The sequence below is a fragment of the Aquimarina sp. EL_43 genome (assembly GCF_943422735.1).
Taxonomy (GTDB): Bacteria; Bacteroidota; Bacteroidia; order Flavobacteriales; family Flavobacteriaceae; genus Aquimarina; species Aquimarina megaterium.
The window spans coordinates 3,803,974-3,817,784 of sequence record NZ_CALSBR010000001.1 but is presented as its reverse complement, the minus strand read 5'-3'; the positions used below and the strand labels follow the sequence as shown (position 1 = coordinate 3,817,784).

The following is a 13,811-nucleotide window of genomic DNA, read 5'->3' as shown; positions in this document are numbered from 1 at the left end:
CTCTTTGCCCATTTAATAGTCTTTAAATAATACTATTTATTAGTATTTTAGCTTAAAATAAGATTATCAAAGATATCATTTTTGTCATACCACCCAAAGTTCATTTATTAGACATTAATGGTCCAGCACATATCTTTTATGAAGCAAAAGAATATGGAGCCGATATCAATCTTTATTTTGTTACCATAAGCAATGAACAAGAAATACAGAGCAGTGCTGGATTGTATTTTGCAAAGCTTTCTAATTTTGAGAAATTCAAATTAACAGAGGGTGATTTTATTTTTATACCAGGGATAGAATTTCAATTACTTTCTGATTCTGAATTTATACAAAAAAGTAAAGCATTTTTGGATTGGTTAAATATTCAACATTTTAATGGAGTCAATATCTGTTCTGTATGTACCGGAAGTTTTTTACTTGCTGAATCAGGATTATTAGATGGGCATAAATGCACAACACACTGGAAATACTTTAACGAATTTGCAAATAAATTTGGTGAAGTCAATCTAGTAAATAATAGATTATTCGTTGTAGATGATCGTCTGTACTCTAGTGCAGGAGTTAGTTCTGGTATTGACCTTTCCTTATTTATTCTTGAGCAACAATATGGTCCCAAATTTGCTACAGATATAGCCAAAGAAGTAGTTATATATTTTCGCCGTAGCGAATCCGATCCACAATTAAGTGTTTTCTTACAATATCGAAATCATCTGGATACTCGAATTCATGATGCCCAAGATTATATGACAAAACATCTCCATACTTCATTCACTCTTGAAGATATGGCCGAGTATGTGCATATGAGTAGTCGTAATCTTACACGGCTCTTTAAAAAAACAACGGGGATTACCATTGGTGCCTATCTCGAAAAACTTAGAGTAGATAAAGCCATACACCTTTTGGCCGATGGTAATAAAGTTAGCTATGTTGCCAACCAATGTGGATTAAAAAGTACGAACCAATTACGAGCTTTACTTAAAAAGCATAAAGAAATTTTACCTGTTAACTTCACTTATATATAATTTATCTGTCCTAATACTGCGCACACTTGTCCTTTTAAGATTCTCAAAAGACATTTAATTTTGAAAAATTAATCATTACTCAAAAAATAATGCAAAAGTTATTAGTATTACTATTTCTGATCAATATATCGGCTATATCACAACCCTCAGCAACTTCTAATGAAATTTATGTCTGTCCTCCTTGCAATAGTAGTTGCGATACTTTAAAATTTAATAAACCTGGAACCTGCCATCATTGTAATATGAAACTTACTACAGAAAAAGAGCTTCAAAAACTAGCTAACAAAAAAATGACAATTGCTTTCTATTTACAACCTGGTATAGAAGTATTAGATTTTGCTGGACCTATGGAAGTATTTGCCTATGCAAATTTTGAAGTTTTTACGGTTTCTAAAACCAAAGAACCTATTATTTCCCAGGGAATCCTGAAAATACTCCCGGATTATAGTATAGCTAATAGTCCTAATGCAGATATACTTGCTTTTTTTGGAGGAAATTCTTCGAGTGCTTTTAATGATCCACAAGTAATTGAATGGATAAAAGCCCAACAAAATATCAAATACCATTTCTCTGTATGTACAGGAGTATTTGCACTAGCAAAAGCCGGAATTCTTGATGGTAAATCAGCAACCACTTTTCATAACGCATTGAATGGCTTAGAAACTAATTATCCAAATATAACAGTGATAAAAGACGCCCGATTTGTTGATAATGGACAAGTAATCACCACAGCTGGTATTTCTGCCGGTATTGATGGTGCTTTACATTTGGTAGCAAAACTCCAAGGGTTTAATGAAGCGCGAAGAATAGCATACCATATGGAATATGATAAATGGATACCAGGAGAAGGGGTAATTTTATCAGAAGATGATCCTTATAAAAATTATAATGACATAACAATTCTCGAAGCATATACCGGAACCTATGAGTATCTGGACGGAGCCAAGGTGAAATTAAAAATTAACTCTAGAGAAAAAGCCTTATATGCTATAATAGACGATAGAAACTATCCAATTTTTCATGTGCAAAATAATACTTTTATAAACCTGGCAAACCATAAGATCACATTTATAAAAGATAAAAATAAAAAAGTTACAGGGTATACGTCTTCACAACATCCAAAAACAATATTTCATAAACTAAGTGATTAATACCAATCTATATAACAGCACAGTTTAAAACCTCCTTGTTTAACTTTTATTTCAATTTATAACTGCAAAACTGTAACAATCTTTAAACAATAGTATCTTTAGAAAAGATGATGTTCTTTAATGTCATCTTTTTTAAGGAATATAGCTATTTATTCACATTTTAAATCAATCATTATGGGTTTGCGCTTTAATTCTCTTACAGATACCATTCATCATCAATCCAACGAACATCGTAATATTTCAAAAAGAGTAGTGCATATAGCACTACTCTTTTTTGTGTTTTTCAATACTGCATACAGTAATTTGAATGATACAAAAACAAAATCAGAAAGTTTAATAGAAATCTCTAATGGCGCTATCGCCCATGCATATCCCGTATCTTCCATAACTATTGATGGAAATACCCAAGATTGGCCAAAAGATTTTACTCGTTATCCTATCAATAAACTGCCATATGGTGGTGGGCCTAAAGACAAAAATGATTTTGATGCTTATTTTCAGGTGGGATATAATCTCTCTGAAAAAGCACTTTATATTGTTGTTGTAATAACAGACGATTCTCATATTGTAGATACTACCGACGCATCAGAGTGGAATACACAAGATACCTTCAATTTTTATATCGACCAGCAACACTCTCCCGATGGTTCTGGTGTAGATTTATATCAATATGGTGAAAATTACAAAGACACCAATAATCAATCTATAAGCTGGGATCCCACAAAGAAAAACACAAATTGGGATGCTATAGAGATTAAATCCAAACGCAATAAAAACACTACTATTTATGAATGTAAAGTAAAACTGAATAGTACCTTGATTGTAGGAAAATCTATTGGAATCGATCATGTGTTCATAGATAAAGATGCCGACGATGATCAAAACTCTAATTCTTTTATTGCCTGGGGAAATAGTGGCGGTAAAAGTAGTGCCCCAGGAAGACTTGGTGATGTAATATTGATGAAAGAAAAAGAAAAAACAGGTACAATCAGCGGAAAATTAAAATGGAAAAATAGTGCTATGAAAGGCTATCCTAACCGAATTCGATTTACATCTACTCATAATCCCGCCCTTTGGATACAAACTGTAGTAGATTCAACAGGGAATTACTCCTTAGATCTTCCTTCTGGTGAGTATATCATTTCACCCGCATCAGGTTTATTTTATCAAGATGAAAGTGAATTTAGAGACGAAAAGCTTTTTAGAATAAATACAAAAGATACCAATATCAAAATCACAGCAGTATCAAATAAAACCATCACTGCCCCAATATTTGAATTATCTACCATTCCTGATCCAGATATAATTCCAGACAAAGGAATTTTACACGATTTTGATATCAAAAAAGCTTCTATAGTGGATACCTTTATCAAAACATATCAGGAACATTATCAAATCCCCGGAGTATCTCTTGCTTTGATTAAAAATGGTAAAGTCGTCTATCATCAAACCTATGGAGTAAAGAACACACTCACAAAAAAGAAAGTAGATCACAACACCTTATTTGAAGCAGCTTCGATTACCAAACCTGTTTTTGGTTTTGCTGTAATGCGATTGGTAGAACGCGGTATTATTGATCTTGATAAACCATTATATGAATATTTGCCATTTAAAGCCATTGCACATGATGATCGCTATAAACTTATAACAGCTCGACATGTAATGTCTCACAAAACAGGATTTCCAAACTGGGCTTGGATGAACGAAGATGGAAAGATTGATATTAAATTTACACCAGGGACCAAATATCGATATTCTGGTGAAGGTTTTGAATACTTAAAAAGAGTCGTTACCAAAGTAACAGGTAAGGATATCAATACTATACTAAAAGAAGAAGTGCTTACACCATTAGGTTTAGAAAACACCTATTTTTCTAAAAACGAATACCTGGCCAAAGTAGTATCTAATGGTCATTTTGATAACCTGCCATCACAGGCTTCATTACCAGAAAATCCAGGTATGGCCTGGAGTATGCATACAGAGGCTAAAACATTTACCAATTTCTTATTAGGATTACAGAACAAAAAAGGACTAAAACCAGAAACCTATAAAGAAATGTTCAAAATACAAACCAGAATTCCTAAAGATAAAGAAGATCCTAGTCCAGAAGGATGGGAAAACTATTTTGGATTAAGTATCCATATGCAAAAAACACCATTTGGGTCTAGTTTCGGGCATGGAGGTAATAATGGTGATTTTAGATGTGAGGCTGTACTGTATAGTGATCTTAATATGGGATATGTTGTATTTACCAATAGCAATACAGGAGATAGTCTTAATACTGCTTTATTAGAGTTTTTAATTACTGGTAAGCAAAAGAAAAGTAATGATTAGTTTTCTTTACATCTCATACATTTTTTATTCATGATCAAAATAAAAATAACCTGGAAGTATTGCCTAGCCTTTTATAGTATCATAATGTTATATGCATCATTACATGAACTAGTGCATCATTTTTCTGGGTATTTTATTTGTGGAGATTGGGGAGTAAAGACATTCAATTATTTTGAGACGGCATGTGAGCAAGATTCAAAGTCATTAATAGCAACATACATTGGTCCAATTTTTAGTTTTATCATGATGTACCTGGGAGCACATTTTCTAAGGAACAAATCATCAGATTATAAAAAACATTTAGGTTTTGCTATCATTTTTGCTCAATTACCACTTCAAAGAATGATCTCTCCTTTTTTTAAGATGAATGATGAATTTTATGCTACAGCTAAGCTTTTCGGAGACTCTTCGTTTATATATTGGTCAGTAATTATCATTATTTGGTTAATTTGCCTACCTCCTCTTATAAAAGCGTATCGATCAATAGAAAATAAACATAAGTTAATATGGTTCCTTTTTTACCTGGTTCTTTTCCCTTATATATTGTGGGGGCCAATATTTGGAATTCTTGAGTTTTTAATGGTTGAAAAAAAGTTTTTAGCGCAGCCCATCATCGGAATTGGATTGCTATTTATTATTAATGAAGTCATTACTATAATAGGATACTACTTAACCAAAAAATATATAAACCCTTACCATTAATAATAATTGCTTCGTGTATTTTTTCTCTACATCTTAAAACAAGAACATTAGTATTTAAAAAACTCATACTACCAAGTTATCATTTATGATGTTTTATATTTCTAAACCTTATAACCACAAGCAAAATACTTAAAAATTATAATTACATTGGTGTCTATATTTAATTGTTGGTCCTTATCAAAAACCAAAATTCACATGAATAAGAATATCATTATAATTCTTAGCTGTTTCATAATACTGTCTTGTAGTAAGAAAAACACAGAATTAATTCTTTTGGGAACCGTTCATCAACCCATAGAAAATTTTAATTCGGATAGTCTATATAATATTCTGGTCAAAATAAAACCAGATCTCATCCTATATGAATGTGATTCTTCTTTTTTTACAACAGATTTTAAATTCAAAAAGACCTGGGATAGCAATGAGAATATCGCTACGATAAAATACATGAACACTTTTGATGTAAAAGTAAGACCATATGATTTTACAGGGCGAAATGAATACCGAATCAAAATAGGCTCCAGACCAACAGATAGTAAAGCTTTTAAAATGCTCGATAGTCTATATAAAAATGGAGTCCTTAATCCGCAAGAAGAACAAGTATACAAAGAATTTTTAGTCATAAATGATACCCTAAATTCTTTTGCCTATTTGGGTCCAAAAGCATTTAACAACCTAAAGACCGATAGTGTATCTAGTATCAGACAGGATTTTCAATATAAAAAATTGGGAAAAATAATGGCTAATATCCCTGCTTTTAAAACTACATATCATAAAAAAGCAGATGGAGACAGCATTAGCTATCTCGAAGGTTATAAACGAGCATCTGATTTTTGGCAGCTTAGAAATAAAACAATGTCTAAAAACATTCTTCATTTCACAGAAGAATATAGAAATCAAAGAATTGTAGTTTTAAATGGTTATTTTCATAGATACTATCTAAATGCACTACTTAGGTCTAAACAAAATATAAATGATTTTACGATAAAAGAATTTCATGAATATTAAAACCATATTATATAAGCACATGAGTTTCTTTCATGTTAACATAACATCTCGCAAAAAGAATAAATGAAAAGAATTGGAGTATTAGGTTTGGGGGCAATAGGTTCTGTAATATCACGGATATTAGTAGCACATCCTGAAAACGACATATTCTATTATACGAGAACCCCAAAATCAAAAATCAAAATACAATATCAAGATGAAAAAATAGAAATACCTATCGACTCTAAAAAAGAAAGATCAGAAGAACTCGATTGGCTAATAATATGTTTAAAAGAATATCATTTTGAAGCAGCTAAAGAGCAGCTCGCTCAATTAATTGGAGTACATACCAAAGTTGTTGTTATAAGAAACGGTATAGAATTAAAAGCATCTATTACACCTTTTACCAGAGATGAAAATATTTTGGAATGTATGATTGATTGCCCTACTCAACCTATTGAGGATAATTATTACTTACAATTCTCAAAACCAACACTTAAAGTCCAAAAAAGCGAATTAGCTAAACGATTTAGAGCGCTTTTTACCAAAAATGATGTGCAAATAATAGAAGTACTTGATTACAAAACTGAAAATTGGAAAAAACTAATAGAAAGTTCTACATTGGGGTCCATATTATGCTTAACCGGAAGAACATGTTCTGTTTTCGAAAATCAGGAAGTAGTTGATCTCTTTAAAAATTTATTGAGAGAAGGAATTGAAGTTGCAAAATCAGACGGAGCTATAATCGAAAGTAGTTTCGAACCTGAAATATTACATAAAATAGCGACCTACTCAAAAACAAAAGGAAGTTCGATGTTATCAGATCGGTTAATCGGTAACATCATAGAAGTTAACGCAAAAAACGGGGCGATCGAAAAGATAGCTTTACAAAATAGAATTGCAACACCAATTAACGATACTATTTGTAAATTACTCAGGCAAATAAATCAGAATTAATACCAAAAAACAAATGAGTAAAATTGTCATACAAGGAATACAATTTGATAAAAAATCTTCTTTTCAGCAAGGTCCCGGTCTTGCTCCCCCACTAATTAGAGAAGCATTACACTGCGGTTCGCTTAATTTATTTACCGAAAACGAAATCACAATCGAAGATTCCCGAATAATCGATAAGGGAGATTTTGATATTTCAGACTATTTCGATATCGAAACCATAACTTCGAATCATTTAGCACCTGAAACAAAAGTTTTTACCCTGGGAGGAGATCACTCTATTACTTTTCCTATCATTAAGGCACATCATAAAAAATATCCAAAATTAGATATTTTACATATCGATGCGCATTCTGATTTGTACGATAACTTTGAAGGTGATAAATATTCTCATGCTTGTCCTTTTGCAAGAATTATGGAAAACGGATTTGCTGCCAGGTTAGTTCAGGTAGGGATTAGAACACTAAACACACATCAAGCAGAGCAAGCAGAAAAATTTAATGTCGAAATTCATCAAATGAAAAACCTGGACTTAACCAAAATATCTCAATTTGATAATCCTGTATATATCTCACTGGATATGGATGGTTTTGACCCGGCCTATGCACCCGGAGTTTCGCATCACGAACCAGGAGGTCTATCGTCTAGGCAAGTAATTGATTTAATTCACAATATAAAAGGCGAAATTGTTGGGGCCGATATCGTAGAATACAATCCTAACAGAGATTTTCAGAATATGACAGCATTTCTGGCTGCCAAAATGATGAAAGAGATTTTAGGAAAGATGCTATAAAATAAAAGTAACAACCAATTATGATGTGATAGATGTACTAACAGGTATATTAATACATTATCGTAAATTGTTTTTTTTGATAAAAGAAAATTAGAGTGACATCCGAAAACGAAATTGTAACCTCAAAAAAATGGGAATTGGATAAGATTTCAATTTCTCACAATATTATTGATTATAAAACATTTGGATCTTATATCTCTAAAAACGATTCTGAATCGGTAAGACTACATTTTGGATTAAGTGGAAATTATAATTTTAAGTACAAACAGCTAAACTCTTCTTTCGATTTAGTAGGATCACACAATAATATCATGTATTCTAAAGGAATAGAAATCGAAGTATCTAACAAAAGTAAAAGAATTGAGACTTTTGGAGTTAATTTCAATACAGATTTCTTTATTCATATTGCTCAAAATGGTAATGAGTCACTAAAAAAACTTGCCGATAAAGTAATCCTTAATGAAAATGCTATTTTATCTAATGAATGGAGGCCTAATAATTTTAAAATACAGCAAGTCATTAATGAGATTCTATATGCACAATATACCAATGAACTCAAAGACTTATTCCTGTTATCTAAAAGTATAGAACTTCTCGTATTACAGGCAGAACTCTATGAATTAAATACCACGAACAAATTCATTAAATCTAATTCTGATAAACAAAAACTATTTGAGGCAAAAGAAATTTTAACCCTGCAAATAGATAACCCGCCAACAATTAGTCAATTATCAAAACTAATTGGTCTCAACGAATACAAACTTAAGAAAGGATTTAAAGAACTATTTGGTACTACTGTATTTGGATACATTCACAATAATCGAATGAATCTAGCCAAAAGACTATTATTAGGAACAGATTTATCTGCAAAAGAGATTGCTTACAAAACTGGTTATAGTTCTCCTCAACATTTTTCAAAAGCATTTAAAAAAGAATTTGGTACTACTCCCGATAGTATTAGAAATTATCCCGATCGTACAATCTAAAAGAAGAAAATGGTGGCATTTTTGGTTTCAAATTGTAAAACTAAAATGTATGAAAACCAGATTTTCCTTATTAGTAATCTCCTCTTTATTATTAATAGGTTGTAAATCAAAAAACACTACTGCAATTATGATGATCGAAAAAGAAATTCAATTCAATGTCAATAAAGAAAAAGTATGGGAATTATTAACAAACCCAACAATAACCAAACAATACATGTATGGTTGTGAAGTCATATCAGATTGGAAAGTAGGGAATCCTATCTTCTGGAAAGGGCTAACCGAAGATAGTAAAGAGGTTATCTATGTAAAAGGAAAGATAGTAGAGTATAAAAAAGGGGAACTAGTAACTTTTACAATGTTTGACCCAAACATGGAAATTGAAGACATTCCTGAAAATTATTTGAGCCTGACATATTATCTGAAAGAAAAAAACAATAAGACTACACTAAAATTAACTCAAGGAAATTTTGCTACCGTTGCTCTAGGAGAAAAGAGATACGAAGAATCTCTAAAAGGATGGGAAATGGTAATCCCCGTTATGAAACAAATAGTCGAACCATAAATACCTTATAAAGAAAAGTAATAGCGGTTTGATTATTTTTTTCAAACCGTTTTTTGAGTATTGAGTTTTTTCAAGAAAATGATCACAACGATTCTATAACACTATCAAGAAGTTATCGACGTAAAGATTTCACTGAAAACAAGGTGACACAAATCATTTATGATATCTATCTTTGGTCTAATGATATATAGTAATCGAAAGGTGTATCACTGATTAACATGAGAACGTATGAAAAAAATAGTTTTAATTCTTTTAGTATCCTTGCCATTATTTTCTTTTTCGCAAAATAATTTGGATAAGATTTTGATAGGTAATCATTATCTGTCACTTCAATGGATTTCTTGGGACCATTTTGGAACTGTCAAAATCGAAAAAACAGATAAAGACAATGTGTACACAATAGAAGGTCATCAAAATAGTAAAGAAAATAGTGATTTCTTAAAAATTAAAGGCACTATTACTCCACGTTCTGCAAAGCACCTGGTATTTAATGGAACTATTGAGACCCAGATAGATTTTATAAACAACGGAAAACCTTGCAAAAGAGAAGGAGAATTCAATTTTAAAGTAAAGGGAAATAGAAAATACTGGAGACTCCAGGAGATGAGTAATCCTTGTAGTGAAGTTACCGATTATGTAGATATTTATTTTATTCAAAAAAAATGATATCCTCCAAAATTTCACTTATCTAAACAGCCATTTAGGAGCTATACTTCTAATTTTTATCTACTGAATTATTTTTTTTCTATATTTGTATAGACAGAAATATAGTAACAGTATGTTACACTCTTGTTTTTTAGCTTAAGGAAGAACATCGGAAAAACAAGTGAATTTCTTACGGAAAACCTCCGTATACCTTAATCAACAAAAGTTGGTTTGGTGTACGGAGGTTTTTTTTATTACATCTGGTATTAATTAACACATTACTATTATGAAAAAAGTTATCATCGCATTTGTGGCAATCATCATTGTTTTTATTGTCACTTTGTATTTCTTTCCACAAATTTTATATACCACATCTCTTGGGCAAAGGATATTGATGAAAATGGAAGGCGATCAAGTAGCAGAATTTTATTTTAAAGAAAATCAGACTACCAAAGACACTCTATATATGAATGGTGTTATTTATTCTAATACACTATATGATATTAAAGAAATCCTGTTCGAAAACCCAAAAGTAACCACATTGGTAATGGAAGAGGTTCCCGGGTCTATAGACGATGAGATAAATCTTCTTGCTTCTCGTGAAATCAGGAAACATCATATAAACACTTACATCCCAGAAAACGGAATGGTGGCTTCTGGAGGAACAGATATGTTTTTGGCAGGAGAAAAACGAGATATTCATGCTACAGCCAAGCTGGGGGTGCATTCCTGGTCGGGAGAAGATAGTGTAGCACTAGATTTTCCGAAAGATCATCAAGAGCATAAAAAATATCTAAACTACTATACCGAAATGAATATTCCTACAGCATTTTACTGGTATACCTTAGAAGCAGCTCCTGCAGATAGTATTCATTGGATGACAGCTAACGAAATAAAAAAGTATGATGTGGTAACAGATTCGGGAATAGAAACAACCGAATTACTGGATATTCAAAAACAAATATCATCAGATCAGTACTTGGGAAGAGGTACAGGAAATAATCAAAAAGCACAAGATTTTATCAGGTCATATTTTAAAAACATCGGTTTAGAAAAATTAGATACTGATTACGATTCTCATTTTACTTTTAAAGATAGAAAAACCAAAAAAGAGAGAACAGGAACTAATTTTATAGGTTATGTAAAAGGAAAATTGTATCCCAAAAAATATATCGTTATTGGTGCGCATTATGATCACCTTGGCATTATAAACGACACTATATACAATGGCGCAGATGATAACGCCTCTGGTACTTCTGCCCTATTGATCTTAGCAAAGCATTTTTCTAAAAACCAACCTCAGCATTCTATTCTTTTTGCTGCTTTTGATGCCGAAGAATTAGGACTATTTGGTTCTAAATATTTTGTAGATAACCCGCCGGTTTTGTTATCCGATATCAAACTCAATATCAATATGGATATGATTAGCCGTAATCCTAAAAACGAAATATATGTGGTTGGTACCTATCCTTATCCACAGTTTAAACCTATAATCGAAAGTATTGCAAAAGATAGCCCGTTAACTGTTTCTTATGGTCATGACGATCCAGAAGATAAAACCAAAGATTATTGGATGTTTTCTTCTGATAATGGTCCTTTTTTCAGGAAAGGAATCCCTAATATTACTTTTAGCGAAGAAGATCACCCAGGGTATCACCAGGCAACCGATGATGTCGAAGAAATACATCCAGAATATTATAAAAACGTAGCAAAATTAATCCAGAAATCTATTGAAGCGATAGATCAAAATTTTCCAAATTCAAAATAATGATACGGGCTACAGATATAATTGATGCATACAAAATCAGCAAGCCTGATTTGAATAGAACACCTATGGCGTATTCTCCTGAATTAAGTAAAATATCTGGGGCGAATGTCTTTCTAAAAATGGAATTTTTACAATATACGGGATCGTTTAAAATACGAGGAGTTCTTACTAAGGTACATAGTTTAGACAAAAGTGTTTTTGACAAAACTTTTGTAGCAGCATCTACCGGGAATCATGCTGCAGCATTTGGTTATGCCTCAGAAAAATTTGGATTTAAAGGTGTTTTATTCCTTCCGAAAAAAACAAGTGACGCAAAAATAAAAGCTCTTGAGCAATATGGGATGAGGGTTATTTTCTATGGTGAAAATAGCCTGGAAACCGAAGAAAAAGCAACAGCCTATGCAAAAGACATCAATGGTGTTTTAATTCATCCCTATAATGACCAAGAAATTATTAAAGGGCAAGGTACTATCGCTGTCGAAATAGAAGAACAAGTACCAGAAGTAGATGTTATTTTAACTCCTGTTGGTGGTGGTGGACTGGCATCTGGCATAAGTACTTATTTTAGTACTCATAATAATGTTTCGGTCATTGGTTGTCAACCTAAAAATGCATCAGAAATGCATTTATCGATACTAAAAAACAGTATTGTTCCTCCAAGTACTTTATCCACTATTGCAGATGCATCTGCAGGCGGAATTGAAAATAACGCCATCACCTTTGATATTTGCAAAAAATACTTGTCTGGTTTTGAAGTCATCGAAGAAGAGGATATTAAAAAAGCCGTAGCGTTTATGGTGAAATATCATAAGGTAGAAATTGAACCTACCGCTGCTCTTCCGGTAGCAGCATTATTACAAAGCAAAGCGTATGATGGTAAAAATGTGGTTCTGGTGCTAACAGGAAGAAAAATAGATAATCAATTATTAACCCAAATAATGGTGAAATATGGCGACTATTATTAATCTGAAAGACATTAAAGAAAGTATACAATCATTAGATGTAGTTGCGGCTATGGAAGAAGGTTTTATACACTACAGTAATGGTAAAACGGTGGTTCCGCCTGTAGGTGAATTACTATTTGAAGATCCTCCCGGGGATGTACATATTAAATATGGATATATAAAGAATGATGATTTTTATGTTATCAAAATTGCCTCTGGTTTTTATAACAATTCAAAATTAGGAATAGCTTCCAGCCAGGGAATGATGCTCATATTTAGTCAGAAAACAGGACAACCTGTAGCCATTTTATTAGACGAAGGGTACCTTACCGATATTCGAACTGCAGCAGCAGGTGCTTTGGCAGCTACATATTTTGCTTCAAAAAAAATAAACGCCATTGGTATTATAGGTACAGGGATACAGGCCAAATTACAGTTGCAATTTCTGCAGAAAAACAATCCTTGTAAAACCGTATGGGTATGGGGAAGAACACTCGAAAATGCAAAGAAATTTAAAGCAGAATTGAATACTGATTTTGATATCTATATTGCCAAAACTCCAGCAGAAGTAGCAAAAAATAGTACTCTAATTGTTACTACTACTCCTTCTGAAGTCGCGCTGCTCGATGTAAAAGATATCTTGCCGGGCACCCATATCACAGCAGTAGGCTCTGATACTTCGGATAAGCAGGAACTTGATAGTGAATTGCTTCAAAAAGCAGATATCGTTATTGCAGATAGTATTCCGCAAAGTAAAAGTAGAGGCGAAATATATCGAGCCGTTAAAGATGGAGCAATTTCCGAAGAAAAAATCGTTGAGCTTGGTAGTGCAATTCAGGACCCTGCCTTACAACGCACCGATGATCATCAAATAACAATAGTAGACCTTACAGGAGTTGCAGTACAAGATATAATGATTGCAAAAGCTGTTTATAAAACATACATGAATACTAAAATATAATA

At 32.3% G+C, this 13,811-nt stretch carries 13 protein-coding genes; all 13 read left to right on the top strand.

What is annotated here, in order from left to right:
• The first annotated feature begins 62 nt into the window (after nt 1-62).
• The 13 genes from NNL09_RS16415 to NNL09_RS16355 all read left to right on the top strand — a co-directional run bounded on the left by NNL09_RS16415 (nt 63) and on the right by NNL09_RS16355 (nt 13,809).
• Entirely contained in the window at nt 63-1,022 is a 960-nt protein-coding gene (locus tag NNL09_RS16415; protein WP_317193922.1) for a DJ-1/PfpI family protein, read from the top strand.
• A gap of 89 nt (nt 1,023-1,111) precedes the next feature.
• The gene (locus NNL09_RS16410; RefSeq protein ID WP_196909906.1) at nt 1,112-2,173 is read left to right on the top strand and encodes a DJ-1/PfpI family protein; all 1,062 of its coding nucleotides are present in this window, start codon (nt 1,112-1,114) and stop codon (nt 2,171-2,173) included.
• A 174-nt stretch (nt 2,174-2,347) separates the two neighbouring features.
• Entirely contained in the window at nt 2,348-4,507 is a 2,160-nt protein-coding gene (locus NNL09_RS16405) for a serine hydrolase (RefSeq protein ID WP_196909905.1), read from the top strand.
• A 30-nt stretch (nt 4,508-4,537) separates the two neighbouring features.
• On the top strand, nt 4,538-5,209 hold the full coding sequence (locus NNL09_RS16400; protein ID WP_196909904.1) for a hypothetical protein: 672 nt from the start codon (nt 4,538-4,540) through the stop codon (nt 5,207-5,209).
• Nucleotides 5,210-5,404: 195 nt separating this feature from the next.
• Complete coding sequence (locus tag NNL09_RS16395; RefSeq protein ID WP_196909903.1) at nt 5,405-6,217, top strand: hypothetical protein; 813 nt, start codon at nt 5,405-5,407, stop codon at nt 6,215-6,217.
• Between the two features lie 63 nt (nt 6,218-6,280).
• Entirely contained in the window at nt 6,281-7,153 is an 873-nt protein-coding gene (locus NNL09_RS16390; protein WP_196909902.1) for a ketopantoate reductase C-terminal domain-containing protein, read from the top strand.
• A 13-nt stretch (nt 7,154-7,166) separates the two neighbouring features.
• Entirely contained in the window at nt 7,167-7,943 is a 777-nt protein-coding gene (speB, locus tag NNL09_RS16385) for an agmatinase (RefSeq protein ID WP_196909901.1), read from the top strand.
• Between the two features lie 95 nt (nt 7,944-8,038).
• Nucleotides 8,039-8,929 carry an AraC family transcriptional regulator gene (locus NNL09_RS16380; protein WP_025664814.1) on the top strand — a complete coding sequence of 297 codons (891 nt, stop codon included), beginning with the start codon at nt 8,039-8,041 and terminating at the stop codon, nt 8,927-8,929.
• 49 nt (nt 8,930-8,978) lie between these two features.
• The gene (locus tag NNL09_RS16375) at nt 8,979-9,491 is read left to right on the top strand and encodes an SRPBCC domain-containing protein (protein ID WP_196909900.1); all 513 of its coding nucleotides are present in this window, start codon (nt 8,979-8,981) and stop codon (nt 9,489-9,491) included.
• Between the two features lie 228 nt (nt 9,492-9,719).
• A complete protein-coding gene (locus tag NNL09_RS16370) occupies nt 9,720-10,157 on the top strand; it encodes a hypothetical protein (protein ID WP_025664812.1) in 438 nt (145 codons plus the stop codon).
• 265 nt (nt 10,158-10,422) lie between these two features.
• Nucleotides 10,423-11,904 carry a M28 family peptidase gene (locus tag NNL09_RS16365; RefSeq protein WP_196909899.1) on the top strand — a complete coding sequence of 494 codons (1,482 nt, stop codon included), beginning with the start codon at nt 10,423-10,425 and terminating at the stop codon, nt 11,902-11,904.
• Nucleotides 11,904-12,869 carry a threonine/serine dehydratase gene (locus tag NNL09_RS16360; protein ID WP_196909898.1) on the top strand — a complete coding sequence of 322 codons (966 nt, stop codon included), beginning with the start codon at nt 11,904-11,906 and terminating at the stop codon, nt 12,867-12,869. The genes NNL09_RS16365 and NNL09_RS16360 overlap by 1 nt, the downstream gene beginning before the upstream one ends.
• Nucleotides 12,853-13,809, top strand: a complete 957-nt coding sequence (locus NNL09_RS16355) for a hypothetical protein (protein WP_196909897.1) — start codon at nt 12,853-12,855, stop codon at nt 13,807-13,809. Before NNL09_RS16360 ends, NNL09_RS16355 begins: the two co-directional genes overlap by 17 nt.
• Nucleotides 13,810-13,811: the final 2 nt, after the last annotated feature.

Excerpts from the sequence above, each read along its gene's own strand:
- NNL09_RS16410 (WP_196909906.1), top strand. The coding sequence starts at position 1,112 with ATGCAAAAGTTATTAGTATTACTATTTCTGATCAATATATCGGCTATA.
- NNL09_RS16405 (WP_196909905.1), top strand. The coding sequence starts at position 2,348 with ATGGGTTTGCGCTTTAATTCTCTTACAGATACCATTCATCATCAATCC.
- NNL09_RS16400 (WP_196909904.1), top strand. The coding sequence starts at position 4,538 with ATGATCAAAATAAAAATAACCTGGAAGTATTGCCTAGCCTTTTATAGT.
- NNL09_RS16395 (WP_196909903.1), top strand. The coding sequence starts at position 5,405 with ATGAATAAGAATATCATTATAATTCTTAGCTGTTTCATAATACTGTCT.
- NNL09_RS16390 (WP_196909902.1), top strand. The coding sequence starts at position 6,281 with ATGAAAAGAATTGGAGTATTAGGTTTGGGGGCAATAGGTTCTGTAATA.
- speB (WP_196909901.1), top strand. The coding sequence starts at position 7,167 with ATGAGTAAAATTGTCATACAAGGAATACAATTTGATAAAAAATCTTCT.
- NNL09_RS16375 (WP_196909900.1), top strand. The coding sequence starts at position 8,979 with ATGAAAACCAGATTTTCCTTATTAGTAATCTCCTCTTTATTATTAATA.
- NNL09_RS16370 (WP_025664812.1), top strand. The coding sequence starts at position 9,720 with ATGAAAAAAATAGTTTTAATTCTTTTAGTATCCTTGCCATTATTTTCT.
- NNL09_RS16365 (WP_196909899.1), top strand. The coding sequence starts at position 10,423 with ATGAAAAAAGTTATCATCGCATTTGTGGCAATCATCATTGTTTTTATT.
- NNL09_RS16360 (WP_196909898.1), top strand. The coding sequence starts at position 11,904 with ATGATACGGGCTACAGATATAATTGATGCATACAAAATCAGCAAGCCT.
- NNL09_RS16355 (WP_196909897.1), top strand. The coding sequence starts at position 12,853 with ATGGCGACTATTATTAATCTGAAAGACATTAAAGAAAGTATACAATCA.